The following is a 15935-nucleotide window of genomic DNA, read 5'->3' as shown; positions in this document are numbered from 1 at the left end:
CCCGTCCACCAGGACGGGGGCCTCCTCCACGTGATCGGGCTCGCATCACCCCAGCAGGCGCAGCACCGCCGGCAGCGCCAAGGCGGTCAGCACCCCGGACATGGCCATCGCGAGCGCCGCGAAGGCACCCTGGACCGGCCCCTCCTGGATGGCGCGGCTGGTGCCGATGCCGTGGGATGACACACCCAGTGCCAGCCCCCGCAGCCGCGGGTCCGAGACCCCCACCAGACCCAGCAGCATCGGCCCGAAGACCGCTCCCAGCACACCGGTGAGCACCGTCAGCACCGCCGCCAGGGAGGCGATGCCGCCACTGGAGTCGGCCAGCACGATCGCAATCGGCGTGGTGGCGGACTTCGGTGCGATCGTCGCCTCCAACGCGAGCCCTCCGTGCAGCGCCCGGACCACCACGATGCCGGTCGCCATCGCCGCGAGACAACCACACGCCACGCCAGCCAGGACGGGCAGCGCCAGCTGGCGGATGGAGCTCGAGGCCCGGTGCAGTGGCACGGCCAACGCCACCGTCGCCGGACCCAGCAGGAAGCTGAGGAAGCTGCCGCCCACCAGGTAGTCCTGGTAGGTGACACCCGAGAGCTCCAGGAAGGCCACCACCAGCGCAATGGCCACCAGGACCGGGGTGAGCAGTGCCGAGCGACCGGAACGGTGCCACAGGCGCAGGGCAACGGTGTAGGCGGCGACCGTCAGCGTGATGCCGAACAGGGGCGAGCTGAGGAACTGGTGCCAGGTCCCGGCCAGCGAGCTCATGCGTCCACCCGCCCGTCGGGACCGGGCGCCACGGGCTCCGGCTCCAGTCCGTCCATCCGCTCCCCATCGGCCACCAGCTCGGGTGCCTGCGTGGCGAGGCAGTCGGTTTGCGGGTTCTGGCGGCCGGGAAGGGCAGTGCCCAGAGCCAGTCGTGCAGCTCCGACCGTGGCCAGGAGCCCCGCGGCCCAGCCCAGCACCATCGCGGTGCTGATCGGCAGCCATTGCTGCCGGATCACCGACACGCAGCCCACCAGGCCGACGCCCGCGGGGATGAACAGCAGCGGCAGCTCGTCCAGGATGCGGTTGCCGGCGCGCATCACCGGGGCCTGCTCGTGCGGTGGTCGCACGGTGAGGTGTGCCAGCAGCAGGAGCATCCCCACCACCGGTCCTGGCACGGCCAGGTGCAGGCTGCTGGCCAGCAGGGTCCCGAGGGCCTGGAAGGCGAACAGGGCGAGCAGTCCTTCGATCATCACTTCTCCCGGCGGTGACGGCGCACCGCGTCGTCATTGTCCGGCATGACCGCCCGCATGGTCACGATGCGTGTGGTCCGACCACAGCATAGCGCGCGGTCGGAACCGGTTCAGCGACGAATTCGGCGCCGCTTCGACGCGGCGCTCTCCTGGCGTCGCTCCTCCTCGCGCGCCAGCTTCTCGCGCTCCCGGATCTTCTCGTCGCGCAGGCGTGCAGCCTCGGCGGCCTCCCAGTGCCCCGGCACGGTCATCACGTCGGTCCTGCGGCGCAGCGGCAGGTCCACCTCGGAGTACTTGCGCGGCACTGCCGGCTGGTAGCTGGTGGCGATCCATGCCGCCGCGAACAGGATCAGGCGGGCGAACAGGTTGAAGAAGAGCATCACGATGATGATGTTTCCGAAGACCACCGTCGACAGGCTGCGGCTGAAGATCTCGATCACCTGCGTCGTGCCGTACAACAGGCCCGTCATCAGCACGCCCGAGGCCAGCGAACCCTTCAGCATCTCCTTCAAGGGCGCCTGGTACTGCGGCAGGACGTGGAACAGGAACCAGAACAACAAGCTCGACAACACCACCGTCAGCGCCATCGCTCCCACCTGGAGGGTGCCGGCCACCCCAGCCGTTTGCTCGATGCCCAGCCAGGCCACCACCCGGTCGGCGAAAGTGCCTGACAGGGTCACGATCGTGAAGGAGACGGCCAGCGCCAGAATCAGCGCCACGAAGTAGAACAGGTTGACGAAGCGCTCCACCAGCCAGTTGCGCCCCGGTGGGCTCATGTCGAACTCCGGGCGCCACTGGGCCCGCACGGCGCCGCGCAGGTTGCCCATCCATCCCGAGCCCGAATAGGCCGCCGCCGCGATACCCAGCAGCAGCAGGTTGCGCCAGTTGTTCAGCGCATCCTCGATCATCTGGATCGCCTGCGGGCCACCAGCCACCACGCCGATCTCCCGCACGGCCACGTCCTTGATCCGCAGCAGCCAGTCGGGCCGGAAGACAGTCAGCATCCAGCCCAGGAAACTGAAGGCGAACATCAGTGCAGGGACCAGCGTCAGCACCGAGAAGTAGGTGATGCCGCCGGCCAGCTGGTTTCCCATCCGGTTCTGGAAACGGTCATTGGCCCGGATCAGGTGCGCCGACCACGGCGTGCGCTTGAGCCAGCGCCACACTCCCATCGCCTGCCCCCTGCCGTGTGCCGCCGATCTCGTCGAGCACAGCGTATCGGCTCGACACAAGGACCCCCGCACCGTCGAGCGACGGCGCGGGGGTCCTGGTGGTGAGGCGTGCCTCTGCCCGGATCAGTCCTGGTAGCTCTCCACCGGCGGGCAGGAGCAGACCAGGTTGCGATCCCCGCGCACCCCGTCGATGCGCGCCACGGCCGGCCAGTACTTGTCCCGGCCGGAACCGGCCAGCGGACCGGTGTGACGGCCGGCCGGGAAACCGGCCTCGGTGCGGCTGTACGGGTGGCTCCACTCGTCGGCGGTCACACGAGCCAGCGTGTGCGGGGCATTGGCCAGCGGATTGTCCTCCAGCGGCCACTCGCCCGACTCCACCTTCGCGATCTCGCCGCGGATGGCGATCATCGCCTCGCAGAAGCGGTCCAGCTCGTACTTGCTCTCGCTCTCGGTGGGCTCCACCATCAGCGTGCCAGCCACCGGGAAGCTCATCGTCGGCGCGTGGAAGCCGTAGTCCACCAGGCGCTTGGCGACGTCGTCCACGGTGACGTGGCTGGACTTGGTGATCGGACGCAGGTCGAGGATGCACTCGTGCGCCACCCGTCCGTCAGCGCCGGCGTAGAGGATCGGGTAGTGCTCCTCCAGGCGCTTGGCGATGTAGTTGGCACCCAGCACCGCGTTCAGCGTCGCCTTGCGCAGACCGTCCGGACCCATCAGGGCGATGTAGGCGTACGAGATCGGCAGCACGCCAGCCGAACCATAGGGCGCGGCAGCAACCGGGCCGTAGGAAGTCTCGGGGCCGGCCTCGGCCACCAGCGGGTGGTTGGGCAGGTAGGGCGCGAGGTGCTCCAGCACCGCCACCGGGCCGACACCCGGACCGCCGCCGCCGTGCGGGATGGCGAAGGTCTTGTGCAGGTTGAGGTGGCTCACGTCGCCGCCGAACTTGCCCGGCTGGGCCAGGCCCGCCAGCGCATTCATGTTGGCGCCGTCGACGTAGACCTGGCCGCCAGCGGCGTGCACCAGCTCGGACAGCTCGGTGATGGTGTCCTCGTAGACGCCGTGGGTCGACGGGTAGGTCACCATGATCGCGGCGAGCTCCTCGCGGTGCTTGTCGACCTTGGCGCGCAGGTCGTCCATGTCGACCGAACCGTCGGCCAGGCTCTTGACCACGACCACCTTCATGCCGGCCATCGCCGCCGAGGCGGCATTGGTGCCGTGGGCCGACGACGGAATCAGGCAGATCGTGCGCTGCTCGTCGCCGTTGGCGATGTGGTAGCTGCGGATCGCCATCAGGCCGGCGAACTCACCGGCGGAACCGGCATTGGGCTGCAGGCTCACGCGGTCATAGCCGGTGATCGCCTCCAGCATCCGGCACAGCCGCTCCACCAGCTCGGTGTAGCCGATGGCGTCCTGGGCCGGGGCGAAGGGGTGCAGGGCCGCGAAGCCGGGGTAGCTGATCGGCTCCATCTCCGCGGTGGCATTGAGCTTCATGGTGCACGAGCCCAGCGGGATCATGCCCTTGTCCAGGGCGAAGTCGCGGTCGGACAGGGCGCGCAGGTAGCGCAGCATCAGCGTCTCGGAGTGGTAGCTGTTGAAGACCGGGTGCAGCAGGTAGTCCTCGCCACGGTCGTGGCCGGCCAGCGAACCCACCGGCTCCGAGGCCAGGTCCAGTCCGAAGACCTCGGCCAGCGCCTGCAGGGTCGACTCGTCGGTGTCCTCACCGACCGAGATGCCGACGTGGTCATCGTCCACCAGGCGCAGGTGGATCCAGTGCTCACGGGCCTTGGTCACCAGGTCCGCGGCACGACCGGGAGCACTGACGGTCACGGTGTCGAAGAAGTCGGTGCTCGACAGCTCGAAACCGGCCTTGGTCAGGGCACCGGCCAGCTGCCGCGCCTGCTCGTGGATGGCATCGGCGATCGAGCGCAGGCCGTGCGGGCCGTGGTAGACGGCATACATCGACGCCGTCACGGCCAGCAGCACCTGCGCGGTGCAGATGTTGCTGGTGGCCTTCTCGCGGCGGATGTGCTGCTCACGGGTCTGCAGGGCCAGGCGGTAGGCGGGCGTCCCGTCAGCATCGACCGAGACGCCCACCAGGCGGCCGGGCATCGACCGCTCCAGGCCCTCGCGCACGGCGATGTAGCCAGCATGTGGGCCACCGTAGAACAGCGGCACACCGAAGCGCTGGGAGGAGCCCACCGCGACGTCGGCACCCCAGCTGCCCGGCGACTCCAGACGTGTCAAGGCCAGCAGGTCGGCTGCGGCCACCACCGTGGCACCGTTCTCGTGGGCCTTGTCGGCGATCTGGCGCAGTTCCTCCACCGGGCGCACACGGCCGCTGGTCCCGGGGACCTGGACCACCACGACGAAGGCCTCATGCTGCTGCAGGGCGGAGACCAGGTCGTCGGCCTCGACGACCTCCCAGCCCAGGGCCAGCGCGCGGGTACGCACGACGGCGGCGCTCTGCGGGAGGATGTCGGCATCCAGCAGCACCACATTGCCCTTGCGGGTGGTGCGGCGGGCCAGGCCGGCTGCCTCCGCCACGGCCGTCGCCTCGTCCAGCAGGGAGGAGCCGGCCGTGGTCATCCCGGTCAGCTCTGCCACGACGGTCTGGAAGTTCAGCAGGGCCTCGAGGCGTCCCTGGCTGATCTCGGGCTGGTAAGGGGTGTAGGCGGTGTACCAAGTGGGGTCCTCGAGGACATTGCGTCGCACCACCGGTGGCGTGATCGTTCCGTGGTAGCCCATGCCGATCATGGCCGTCATCGGCTTGTTCTTCGCGGCCAGCCGGCGCAGGTCGTCCAGGACGCCGGTCTCGGTCACCGCGGCCGGCAGGTCCAAGGGCTGCGGCATCCGGATCTTCTCGGGAAGGGCCTCGACCAGGTCGTCGAGGGTCTCCAGCCCGAGGGTCTCGAGCATCCCTGCTCGTTCGCTCTCGCTCGGCCCGATGTGCCGTGCGCCGAAATCATGTGCCAGAGGCTTCGTCACCATGGCCACACGATAGCGGCCCCAGTGAGTGACGCTTCACCGCGGTGGCGGCGCCTCACCCGGCCCGCAGCGCCGGTTCCCTCCTCAGCGCCCGCCGAGGCTTCTCGACCCGTTCGGTGGGCAGCTCCGCCAGGCTCCCCTCGATATCACGCCAGACCCCGCCCAGCGCGATCGCGAACATGCCCTGGCCGCCTCGCAGCAGGTCCACCACCTCGTCGTCCTCGGTGCATTCGTAGACCGAGACCCCGTCGCTCATCAGGGTGACGGCGCTGATGTCCTGCACTCCCCTGCGCCCCAGGTGCGCCACGGCGACCCGCACCTGTTGCAGCGAGATGCCGGCGTCGATCAGCCGCTTGACCACTCGCAGCAACAGGACGTCACGGAAGCTGTAGAGGCGCTGGGAGCCCGAGCCGTCGGCGGCCCGGATGCCGGGGCGGACCAGATCGGTGCGGGCCCAGTAGTCCAGCTGGCGGTAGGTGATGCCCGCCACACGGCAGGCCACCGGTCCGCGCAGACCGAGGTCGCCGGGCAGCGGCGAGAAGTCACCCTCGAACAGGGCGTCCTGTCCCACGGTCACCTCCTCGTCCATGGTGCTGTTCTGGTAGGTCGTCACAGTCCGACGCTAACGCCCCGGATTCGGCTGGCCCACCGAAGACGCGGATCGGGCCAAACCCTCAAGAAGCCTTGAAACTTGCCCTGACAAGGTATGACGCATTCGTCCTCGCGGAGGCCGGCAAGTCTGAAGATTCTGTCACCGGGCTCGCCGATCATGCGGCGGGACCGTCGAAGTCGTCCGGGCTGACGTGGTCCAGGAACTCGCGGAAACGCTCCACCTCGTCCTGGGCCGGCTCCTCCAGCTCGATGCCCACGCGCTCCAGCAGCTCCTCGGGGGCCACCACCGTCAGGCCGGTGCGCACGGCCAGCGCCACCACGTCGGAGGGGCGTGCCTGGACCACGTGGCCATCGACGTGCAACTCGGCGAGGAAGGTGCCCTCGACCATGTCGGTGATGCGGGCCTGCGATGGTTCGTGCCCCAGCACGGTCAACAGGTCGGCCAGCAGGTCGTGGGTCAACGGGCGTGGCGGGACCAGTCCGTCCATGGCCTGGGCGATGGCTGCGGCCTCCCCTGCCCCGATCCAGATCGGCAACACCCTGCTGCCGCCAGACTCGCGCAGCAACAGGATGGGTGAAGCGGTGGGGGCGTCCATCCGGACACCGATGACGTCGAGTTCCCGCATGTCCAACACCCTAGCCCGACGATGAAGGCACGCGGTTCAGCGCTGGATCAGGCTGTGCATCATCGCCGCGTGGGCGTGGACCACGAGCTGGGTCACCTCACGGGTCGCCTCGGCCGACTGGCTGGCCTGGCGGCGACGGTAGGGCGCGACGGCCTGCTCCACCAGGCCCGCCTCGCGCTCGGCGGACTGCTTGATCGCCCGCAGGTGGCGGGTGTCCATGCCATAGGCCTGGAGTTTGCGCGCCACCACGCAGATCGTCAGGGCCTCGCGGCCGTAGAAGCTCGACTGGCGCCGGGGCATCACCAGCTGCTGGCGCTCGAGGTCGATCAGCACGGCCTCGGAGATACCGGAGGCGGCCAGCAGCTCACGGCGGGTCATCCGCAAGGGCTTGCGCGCGCCCGCCGCGCGCGGGCGCACAGGCCGTCGCACGGGCGACGACTCCTCGGTGAGGCTTGGCGACGGGGGCGTGGACGCTGCCGGGGCAGGCGCCTCCAGGCTGGGCGGCTGCTCCCCCCTGTCCATCAGGTCCAGGTGCTCCCGGATGACCTTCAGGGGCAGGTAGTGGTCACGCTGGACCGTGAGGATGTAGCGCAGCCGCTCCACGTCGGCGTCGACATAGCGTCGATAGCCCGACGGTGCCCGCTCGGGGGCCAACAGACCCTCGCTCTCCAGGAAACGGATCTTGGAGATCGAGATGTCGGGGAATTCCGCCTTCAGCGCGGCCAGGACCTGGCCGATCGAGCGGTGGTGCTGGGGCATCAGTGCGGTCCGGGCTCACCCACGAAGAAGACCATGCGGAACTTGCCGATCTGCACCTCGTCACCCCGGCGCAGCACGGCATCGCCATCGACCAGCGTACGGTTCACGTAGGTTCCGTTGAGGCTGTTCTGGTCCGCCACGACCCACTGCCCGTCCACCTTGCGGAAGAGTACGTGGTGGCGCGAGACGGTGATGTCGTCCAGGAAGATGTCTGAATCGGGATGCCGCCCGGCTGAGACCTCGTCGGAGTCCAGCAGGAAGCGTTCACCCACCTCTGCCCCGCGCTCGACCACGAGCAGGGCATTCTCCCCGGACAGGGCCTGGCCGGCAGCCATCTGGCCGGTGTCGATCTCCACGGTGCCGGTCTTCTCGGTCACCACGGGGATCATGCGGGTCGTGTCGCCGGTGACGGCCTCGGACCCAGTGAGGCGTACACCGCAATTGGCGCAGAAGTTCGCGCCGGCGCCGGAATCGGCGCCACATCGGGGGCATTCAACCATCGTCTTGTTCTCCATCTGCCGTGACCGTGCGGGGGACGGTCACGCCTCCGAATGCGGACATCTTGCGACGGCCACCGTCCAGGGCCGGGTGACCGCCGCAGGCGTCCATTGTGTCACCGGGGCCACAGCGGCCCCAGCATCACTCGCCGACGGCCTCGGCGTAGGCGTCGCTGTCGAGCAACGAATCGGTGTCGCTGTCCTCGGCCAGTTCGATCTCGAAGAGCCATCCGTCGCCGTAGGGGTCCTGGTTGACCGTCTCGGGCGAGTCGGACAGGGTCTCGTTCACAGCGGTCACGACGCCGCCGACCGGGGTGAAGACATCGGAGACACTCTTGGTGCTCTCCAGCTCGCCACACGAGTCACCGGAGGCGATCTCCTCCCCGACGGTCGGCAGGGAGACGAAGACGATGTCTCCCAGCGCGTCGGCAGCGAAATCGGTGATGCCGATGCGAACAGTGCGTCCATTGCCGGCGCGCACCCACTCGTGCTCCTCGCTGTACTTCAGATCCTCGGGAAAACGGGACATCGCAATTGCTCCTTCGCAAGGTCTCCCGGGCCATCTCCGGGGCTGGCCCACTCAGACTAACGTGCCTTGGCACGGGGCACGACACGGTGGGGTGCCAAATGGCGGCGCTCGTCAGGCCGGACGCGCGAACTGGGGGGTGGGCGGGGTGAAGAGCGAGTCGATGCGCACCTCTTGGAGGCGCTGGATCTGCACCTGGCCGCCGACTGCCTCGGCCTGCACCTGGCTCACCAGTCCGCCCCGGAAACGGGCGCCCTCCTCGAGGGAGTGTGGGTCACCGATGACATCGAGCACCAGCGGGGTGCGCACCGGGTGGCCGTTGACCAGCAGCAGGTCGTCACCGGAGCCGAACCAGGTCTGGGCCACCACGCGCTGGGCGTCGTTGACCTCGATCGCCTCGGCACCGGCATCGCGAAGTTCCTCCACGGCATCCAGCACGATCTCCGGCGTGAGGCCATGGCCCGGGTCGTTGATGACGATGCGCACCCCAGGGCCGACCGCCGGCAGGGTGCCATTCAGGATTCCCAGTTCGGCCACGCGCCGCGCCTTCTCACGCTCCGCGATGCGTCGGGCGTCGGCTCCCGAGGCCAGCTGCTGCTGCGTGCGCTCCAGCTGGCTGGCTTCCTGGGCCAGGCGCCCCTGTTCGGCGGTGAGCTGGTCCAACAACTGCACCAGGTCGGTGCGGCGCATGCTGGCATAGGAATCGGCCCCGGCCCTCTGGTGCACCTGGGCCACCATCAGGAAGCCCAACAGGGAAAGCGCCAAAGCCATCAGGAGCTGGCCTGCCCCGGGCCGGAAGAAGTCGTGCAGGATGCGGTCCCAGGCCGGGTACCGCTCGCGCAGGCTCGAACGACCGGCGGGCCGACGCGGGCTTGCGCCGGACTCACTCGGGTCCACCTGCTCGGGCTCAGGCATGGATCAGGGCCCGTCGGATCGCGGCGGCATTGGTGAAGATGCGGATGCCCAGCACCACCACGACGGCGGTCGACAGTTGGGAGCCGACGCCGATCAGATCACCCAGCCAGACGATCAGGCCGGCGATCAGGACATTGCTGATGAAGCTGACCACGAAGACCTTGTCGGTGAAAGTGCCACCCAGATAGGCGCGCAGGGCACCGAAGACGGCATCGAGGGCGGCCACGATGGCGATCGGCAGGTAGGGCTGCAGTCCCACGGGCAGCGTCGGCTCCAGCCAGAGACCCAGGGTGATCCCCGCCAGCAGTCCCAGCAGTGCGATCATCCTTGCTCCTGCCGTCGAATCGCCGTCATCTCCATGTCATCCATCATGCCTCGCTGCCGTTCATCGTTCCGGTTCGGCCAGCCGGGTGCCCAGGCCAGGGTCGGCGTCCAGTCGCAGCTCATCGGCGATGGTCACCTCGTAGCCCAGCCGGTAGTTGTCCTTGAGGAAGGTCCACCAGTGCCCGCCCGGGGTTTCGTTCAGTGCAGAGCCCAGCCGTCGGGGGTCGCCAATGGCCTCGAGCTGGTAGGGATGGCCCAGCGAACGATAGTCGACGGTGATCGCCGAGCCCGCCCCGCGGATCGCGGTGCGGCTGGAGAGCCGGTGACCGTTGATGGCGATCGCCTCGGCGCCAGCCCCCCACAACCCATTGACCAGCCGTCGCAGGTCCTGGTCGGTCACCCGGGCAGGTTCACCCCCGGCGGGTGCCGGGGCGTCATCGACCTTCACCACGATGCCCGGCCCCACGACGGGTCGCAGGCCAGCCATGGCCTCCGCCGCCACCTGCTGGGAGGAGACGCTCGGCAGGGACCCTGCCTCGGCCCGTCGCACCTGCTCGTCCAGGGTTGCCACACGCCGGCGGGCCTGGTCCTGCTGCGCCTCGGCGGACTGGACGCGGGCGATGAGCTGCTCGCGCTCTACCTGTGCCACGGGCGCCTGCCTGGTCGTCATTGCCGCCGCCATGGTCACCAGCACGGCCGCGAGGGCCAGTGCCACGGCCGTCAGGGCCGGCCTGCGCGGCGGGCGTTCTCCCGCGACCGCTTCATAGTCCGGATCCACCGCCGTGCGGGTGATCGAGGTCAGCAGGTCCATGCTGGCGTCTGGCCTGGGGACAGCGCCCGACTCGGCGTCGGGGGTGCTGGCCGGGGGTGTCACCCGGCCAGCCTAGGCGATCAGGCCTCGGGGGTGGCCAAGATGCGCAGCGCGTCGTGGTAGGCCCGCACCACCTCTGGCCCGACCCGGTCCCAGGAATAGCTTCGGGCCAGCGCGATGCCGCGCGCGGTGGGGTGCTGGTCGCGCTCGAGCGTCCTGAGCACGGCCGCGGCCAGGTCATCGGGATCGCCGGCCCGGAAGAGCTCCGCCACCGGACCCTGGCCGTCGCTGACCACCTCGCGGAAGGCGGGAAGGTCGGCGGCCACCACCGGCGTCCCACAGGCCAAGGCCTCAAGCAGCACCAGCCCGAAGCTCTCGCGGCCGGTGTGCGGAGCAACATAGGCATCACAGCCGCTCAGCACCCGATCGCGGGCCTGGTCGTCGAGAACCCCGAGGAAGTCGACCCCCTCGAGCACGCGAGCACGCCCCGGCCCGATCACCAGTGTGCGCGCTCCGGGATGGACCTGCCTGACCAGCTCCATGGCGGCGAGCAGGACCGGCAGGCCCTTGCGGGGCTCGTCATGGCGCCCCACGAAACAGATTCGGGGGCCGGGCTCCGCGATCTTCGCATCCCTCCGTCCATCGTGCAGGACGGGTCCGTCCTGGAAACCTGTCGGATCGAGGCCATTGGGCACGACTCGCTGCGCTCCCGCGCCGTGCTGCTCGGCGACCTGCGCCGCGACGCGACTGACCGCGAGCCGCACCGCGATGCGCGACATGGGCCGCCCCAGGAACCGGTGGGCCAGGGCGAGCACGCGCGAGCCCGGGTTGGCGGTGTGGGCCGTGGCCACCATGGGTGCCCTCGACAGGACCACCGACAGGAGGGCGATCGAGGGTGTCATGGGCTCGTGGACGTGCACCACGTCTGGCTCGATCCGTCGCAGCGCCCAGTGCAGCCGCAGGGCCGCCAGTGGTCCGGCACCCACCCGGGCCGTCGATCCGTTCCAGCGCATGGCAATGGCCGGGCCGGTTGCGTGGATGCGGGATGGGTCGATGCCCCACTGCTGGGCCCGCTGGTGCGACAGGCGGCCCGGAGCCACGAGGTGTGCGTCGTGGCCCTGGCAGACCAACCAGGCGGTGAGTCCGAGCGCATGGTTCTGGACCCCGCCCGGCACGGACAGGGAGTAGGGGCACACGATGGCCACACGCAGCGCAGTCATGCCCAATCGGTCGCCTGGTCGTCGAAGAAAGGCACCAGCATGTGCCAGTCGGTGACGTTCTGGGCCACCTGCTCGGAGAAGAAGTCGGCCAGGTCCTGCGTCATCGCCGTGGTGGCCGCACCGTGCGGCGTGATCGGGTCCGAGAAGACCAGTCGCATCCCGTCGGCGGTGAAGTGGGCGGCGCAGCCCAGCAGGGTCGCCCCGGTACGACGGGCCAGCATCGCCGGACCCATCGGCAGCCGGACCGTGTGGGTGCCGTCGGCGCAGCGCCAGCGTACGGCCGCGCCGCCGATGGTGAAGGTGCGGTCGCTGACCAGGCAGACCATCCGGCCGGCGCGGGCGTCTCCGATGAGCTTGGCCATCACCCGGGGGTCGTCGTGGGCGTGGACGGTGAAGCCCAGCTGCTGGCGGGCGGCGACATACCAGTCGAAGTCGGGCACCCGCTCGGCGACGGTGGAGACCGGCAGGCCCAGGGCACAGGCCCAGGCGCCGGCGAGGTCCCAGGAGCCCATGTGGGGCAGGGCGACGACCACTCCCCCGCGGTTGTGCAGGTCGACCAGCCCGTTGCGGTCCTCGGGGCTCACCTCGACCTGGGCCAGCAGCCGCTCGGCCGGCCAGCGCCCCAGCTGGGTGGAGAGCACCAGGTTGCGCGCCCAGGAGTCCATGGCCATGGCGGTCTCGGACCGGGTCGGCGGCCGCCCGAGCACGACGGCAGCATTGTCCTGCCACTGGCGAACCCCCTGGGCTGGGGCAAGTGCGGCGGCCCGGCCCACAATCCTGGCGGTGGGCCGCCACACTCCTTCGGGGACATGGGCCATGCCCGTGAGCAGGCGGGACAGTCGCGTCATCGGGTCTCGCGCTGGTGCTCTGCCGCCACGACCGCCTGCGGGTCGACCACGATGCGCCCTTCGGCATCGGCCTGGCGGGCCTGGTCGCGCACCTGGTGCATGCGCTGCAGGACGGTGAAGGTGCTGGCCAGCAGCAGGTAGCACAGGGCCAGCGGCATCGCCCAGACCAGGCCCAGGCCGGTCAGCAGCATGCCGAGCAGCAGCGCGAGCAACCGGTCACCCCGTGCGGCGAGGCCGCCCCAGACCTTGAATCCCAGGGCAAGCCCCCGAGCCTTGGCATAGCTGGTGACCTGGCCCATGACCAGGGCCCCGATGGCCACGCCACACCACAGAACGGAGTCGCCGGCACCGGCATACCAGAGGGCGACGGCGCCGAAGATGGCGCCATCGGCCACCCGGTCGAGGGTGGAGTCCAGGAAGGCTCCATAGCTGGACCCCTTGCCGCTCATGCGAGCCATCTGGCCGTCCACGCCGTCGGTGAGCACACAGAAGGTGATCGCCAGCGCTGCCTGCCAGAGCAGACCTGCCGGAACCAGCCACAGCGAGATGCCGATCACCAGCAGCGTCCCGAACCACGTGACCATGTCGGGCGTCATGTGTAGCGCCAGGGCCAGTTTGGCGCCCGGCGTCATCAAGACCGAGTAGAGCCCCCGAAGCCGTTCGACCATCGCTCAGGCCTCCGCTGCCACGTCCGGCCAGGCCTCGGCCAAGGCCTGACGGGCGTCGTCGAGCAGCTGCGGAACGGCTCGCGTGCGGCCGATGATGGGCAGGAAGTTCGCATCGCCCTCCCACCGCGGCACGACGTGCTGGTGCAGGTGGGCGGCGATCCCCGCGCCGGCCACCGCACCCTGGTTCATGCCGATGTTGAAGCCGTGCGGGTGCGAGACCTCGGTCAGAACCTTCATCGCCGTGCGCGTGAGGCTGGCCATCTCGTCCACCTCGGCCTGGTTCGCATCGGTGTACCAGGAGATGTGCCGGTAGGGGCAAACCAGCAGGTGTCCGGGCGAGTATGGGAAGAGGTTCATCACGACGAAGCAGTGCTCGCCGCGATGGACGATCAGCCCCTCGTCGTCGGGACCCTTCGGCTTGGTGCAGAAGGGACACTGCTTCTCGGTGGCATCGATCGGCTTGGAGTCGCCCTTGATGTAGGCCATCCGGTGCGGCGTCCACAGGCGCTGAAAGGCGTCCGGGACGCCCGCCATCGACTCGGCCGGGTCGATGCGGACCTCCTGCTCGCCGCTCATCAGGCCTGCCCGGCAGGCTCTGCGTCCTGCACCGTGGCCTCGGCGACGGGCTCGGCGGCCGACGGACTGTCATTGCGACGCGAGCGCACCCACTCGACGACCTCCTGCACGGCTTGGTCGACCGGCACGCCATTGCGCTGGGAACCGTCGCGGAAGCGGAAACTCACCGCGCCCGCCTCGCGGTCCTCGCCTCCGGCGATCAGCATGAAGGGGACCTTCTGCTTGGTGGCATTGCGGATCTTCTTCGGGAATCGGTCGTCGGACTGGTCCATCTCGACGCGGATCCCCTCGGCCTCCAGCTTGCCGAGCACCTCGGAGAGGTAGTCGTTGAACTCGCCGGCCACGGGGATGCCCACCACCTGAACCGGGCTGAGCCACGCGGGAAAGGCACCGGCGTAGTGCTCGACGAGAACGCCGAAGAAGCGCTCGATCGAACCGAACTTGGCGGAGTGGATCATCACCGGCTGCTGGTGGCTGCCGTCACTGGCTGTGAACTGCAGGCCGAAGCGCTCGGGCTGGTTGAAGTCGTACTGGATCGTCGACATCTGCCAGGTGCGGCCAATGGCATCCTTAGCCTGGATCGAGATCTTGGGGCCGTAGAAGGCGGCGCCGCCCGGATCCGGTACGCACTCCAGACCGGACTCCTCGGCAGACTGGCGCAGCACCTCGGTGGCGGTCGCCCACTGCTCGTCGGAGCCGATGAACTTGTCCTTCTTCTTGCCGTCCTCGTCGCGGGTGGACAGCTCCAGGTAGAAGTCGTCCATGCCGAAGTCACGCAGCAGCGTCAGCACGAACTGCAGCAGGTGCTTGATCTCGGCGGGTGCCTGCTCAGGAGTGACATAGCTGTGCGAGTCGTCCTGGGTGATGGAGCGCACCCGGGTGAGGCCCTGCAGCACGCCCGACTTCTCGTTGCGGTAGACGGTGCCGAACTCGAACAGGCGCAGCGGCAGCTCACGGTAGGAACGGCCACGGCTTCGGAAGATCTCGTTGTGCATCGGGCAGTTCATCGCCTTGAGGCGGTAGGCGGTGCCGTCGTCATCCATGGCCGGGAACATGCCCTCGGCGTAGTAGGGCAGGTGACCCGAGGTGTAGAACAAGTCCTCCTTGCTGATGTGCGGCGTCTTGACGTAGATGAATCCGTTGTCGATGTGCGCCTGGCGGACGTAGTCCTCCATCTCGCGGATGATGACTCCACCCTTGGGGTGGAAGACGGGCAGCCCGGCGCCCAGGGTCTCGGGGAAGCTGAACAGGTCCAGCTCGCTGCCCAGCTTGCGGTGGTCTCGCTTAGCGGCCTCCTCCAGGCGCACCTGGTAGGCCTTCAGGTCCTCTTTGGTGGCCCAGGCGGTGCCGTACAGGCGCTGCAGGTGCGCCTTCGACTGGTCACCGCGCCAGTAGGCCGCGGAGCTCTTGGTGAGCGCGAAAGCGTTGATGTAGCCGGTGTGCGGCACGTGCGGGCCGCGACACAGGTCATACCAGGCCACCGAGTCGTCCCGGCGACGGTTCTCGTAGATGGTCAGCTCGGCGCCACCCACCTCCACCGAGGAACCGTCCTCGTCATTGCTGCCGCCCTTGTCCTGGATCAGCTCCAGCTTGAAGGGCTCGTGCTGCTCGGCCTCGACCGCCTCCTCCTCGGTGACGACGCGACGCACGAAGCGCTGGCGCTCCTTGACGATGCGCTGCATCTGCTTCTCGATCTTCTTCAGGTCCTCCGGGGTCAGCGGATCGCACTGGAAGTCGTAGTAGAAACCATCGGTGATGGGAGGGCCGATGCCGAGCTTGGCATCGACGAAGAGGTTCTGGACGGCCTGCGCGGCCACGTGCGCAACAGAGTGGCGCACGATCGACAGGCCCTCGTCGCTGGTCATCAGGACGGGTTCGACGACATCACCGTCGGACAGTTCGCGTGCGAGGTCGAGGGTCTCGCCGTTGACGTGCATGGCGACGATCGAACGCTCCTGACCGAACAGTTCGAGCCCCGTGGTCCCGGTGTCGACCACCTGCTCGGAGCGTTGGGCATCCTGCTCGACGATGATGGTGAGTGACACGAGGTTTTCCTTTCGAGGTGACGCACGCCCAGACAGGGGACGCGCGCTGCCGGGAGTCCCGGCGGGTTGACCCGTCCATTCTGCCCGACGACGCCATTCTCGTGTGAACGCCGCTGCGT

17 protein-coding genes are annotated in these 15935 nt (G+C 69.0%); all 17 read right to left on the bottom strand.

Translation table 11 applies throughout. The annotated features are described in order from the left end of the window. Positions 1 to 45: 45 nt before the first annotated feature. The 17 genes from ACYVKA_RS10320 to thrS all read right to left on the bottom strand — a co-directional run bounded on the left by ACYVKA_RS10320 (position 46) and on the right by thrS (position 15816). Complete coding sequence (locus ACYVKA_RS10320) at positions 46 to 762, bottom strand: LrgB family protein (protein ID WP_460705168.1); 717 nt, start codon at positions 760 to 762, stop codon at positions 46 to 48. Beyond that, entirely contained in the window at positions 759 to 1232 is a 474-nt protein-coding gene (locus tag ACYVKA_RS10315) for a CidA/LrgA family protein (protein WP_460705166.1), read from the bottom strand. The genes ACYVKA_RS10320 and ACYVKA_RS10315 overlap by 4 nt, the downstream gene beginning before the upstream one ends. Before the next feature lie 110 nt (positions 1233 to 1342). Continuing rightward, positions 1343 to 2404 (bottom strand): YhjD/YihY/BrkB family envelope integrity protein, encoded by a 1062-nt coding sequence (locus ACYVKA_RS10310; RefSeq protein ID WP_460705164.1) that lies wholly within the window; start codon positions 2402 to 2404, stop codon positions 1343 to 1345. Between the two features lie 123 nt (positions 2405 to 2527). After that, positions 2528 to 5392, bottom strand: coding sequence for an aminomethyl-transferring glycine dehydrogenase (gene gcvP, locus ACYVKA_RS10305; RefSeq protein ID WP_460705162.1), 2865 nt, complete (start codon positions 5390 to 5392; stop codon positions 2528 to 2530). Between the two features lie 52 nt (positions 5393 to 5444). Then, positions 5445 to 5978, bottom strand: a complete 534-nt coding sequence (locus ACYVKA_RS10300) for a MerR family transcriptional regulator (RefSeq protein WP_460705236.1) — start codon at positions 5976 to 5978, stop codon at positions 5445 to 5447. Positions 5979 to 6156: 178 nt separating this feature from the next. After that, positions 6157 to 6627 (bottom strand): bifunctional nuclease family protein, encoded by a 471-nt coding sequence (locus ACYVKA_RS10295; RefSeq protein WP_394276883.1) that lies wholly within the window; start codon positions 6625 to 6627, stop codon positions 6157 to 6159. Positions 6628 to 6663: 36 nt separating this feature from the next. Continuing rightward, a complete protein-coding gene (ftsR, locus tag ACYVKA_RS10290) occupies positions 6664 to 7386 on the bottom strand; it encodes a transcriptional regulator FtsR (RefSeq protein ID WP_394276884.1) in 723 nt (240 codons plus the stop codon). After that, positions 7386 to 7901 carry an FHA domain-containing protein gene (locus tag ACYVKA_RS10285; RefSeq protein ID WP_460705160.1) on the bottom strand — a complete coding sequence of 172 codons (516 nt, stop codon included), beginning with the start codon at positions 7899 to 7901 and terminating at the stop codon, positions 7386 to 7388. Before ACYVKA_RS10285 ends, ftsR begins: the two co-directional genes overlap by 1 nt. A gap of 124 nt (positions 7902 to 8025) precedes the next feature. Further along, a complete protein-coding gene (gene gcvH, locus ACYVKA_RS10280; RefSeq protein WP_394276886.1) occupies positions 8026 to 8412 on the bottom strand; it encodes a glycine cleavage system protein GcvH in 387 nt (128 codons plus the stop codon). A gap of 111 nt (positions 8413 to 8523) precedes the next feature. Further along, on the bottom strand, positions 8524 to 9324 hold the full coding sequence (locus tag ACYVKA_RS10275) for a DUF881 domain-containing protein (RefSeq protein ID WP_394276887.1): 801 nt from the start codon (positions 9322 to 9324) through the stop codon (positions 8524 to 8526). Next, positions 9317 to 9649, bottom strand: coding sequence for a small basic family protein (locus ACYVKA_RS10270; RefSeq protein WP_460705158.1), 333 nt, complete (start codon positions 9647 to 9649; stop codon positions 9317 to 9319). The genes ACYVKA_RS10275 and ACYVKA_RS10270 overlap by 8 nt, the downstream gene beginning before the upstream one ends. 60 nt (positions 9650 to 9709) lie before the next feature. Continuing rightward, positions 9710 to 10522 carry a DUF881 domain-containing protein gene (locus ACYVKA_RS10265; protein WP_460705156.1) on the bottom strand — a complete coding sequence of 271 codons (813 nt, stop codon included), beginning with the start codon at positions 10520 to 10522 and terminating at the stop codon, positions 9710 to 9712. Between the two features lie 17 nt (positions 10523 to 10539). Then, on the bottom strand, positions 10540 to 11679 hold the full coding sequence (locus tag ACYVKA_RS10260) for a glycosyltransferase family 4 protein (protein WP_460705154.1): 1140 nt from the start codon (positions 11677 to 11679) through the stop codon (positions 10540 to 10542). Next, on the bottom strand, positions 11676 to 12527 hold the full coding sequence (locus ACYVKA_RS10255) for an LpxL/LpxP family acyltransferase (protein WP_394276891.1): 852 nt from the start codon (positions 12525 to 12527) through the stop codon (positions 11676 to 11678). Before ACYVKA_RS10255 ends, ACYVKA_RS10260 begins: the two co-directional genes overlap by 4 nt. Further along, the gene (pgsA, locus tag ACYVKA_RS10250; protein ID WP_394276892.1) at positions 12524 to 13195 is read right to left on the bottom strand and encodes a phosphatidylinositol phosphate synthase; all 672 of its coding nucleotides are present in this window, start codon (positions 13193 to 13195) and stop codon (positions 12524 to 12526) included. The genes ACYVKA_RS10255 and pgsA overlap by 4 nt, the downstream gene beginning before the upstream one ends. Before the next feature lie 3 nt (positions 13196 to 13198). Next, complete coding sequence (locus tag ACYVKA_RS10245) at positions 13199 to 13771, bottom strand: HIT family protein (RefSeq protein WP_460705152.1); 573 nt, start codon at positions 13769 to 13771, stop codon at positions 13199 to 13201. Continuing rightward, a complete protein-coding gene (thrS, locus tag ACYVKA_RS10240) occupies positions 13771 to 15816 on the bottom strand; it encodes a threonine--tRNA ligase (RefSeq protein ID WP_460705150.1) in 2046 nt (681 codons plus the stop codon). The genes ACYVKA_RS10245 and thrS overlap by 1 nt, the downstream gene beginning before the upstream one ends. Positions 15817 to 15935 lie beyond the last annotated feature (119 nt).

It is taken from the genome of Luteococcus sediminum (genome assembly GCF_054783495.1).
Note: the sequence above shows the minus strand (reverse complement) of the source record. Positions and strands in the feature narration are given on the sequence as shown.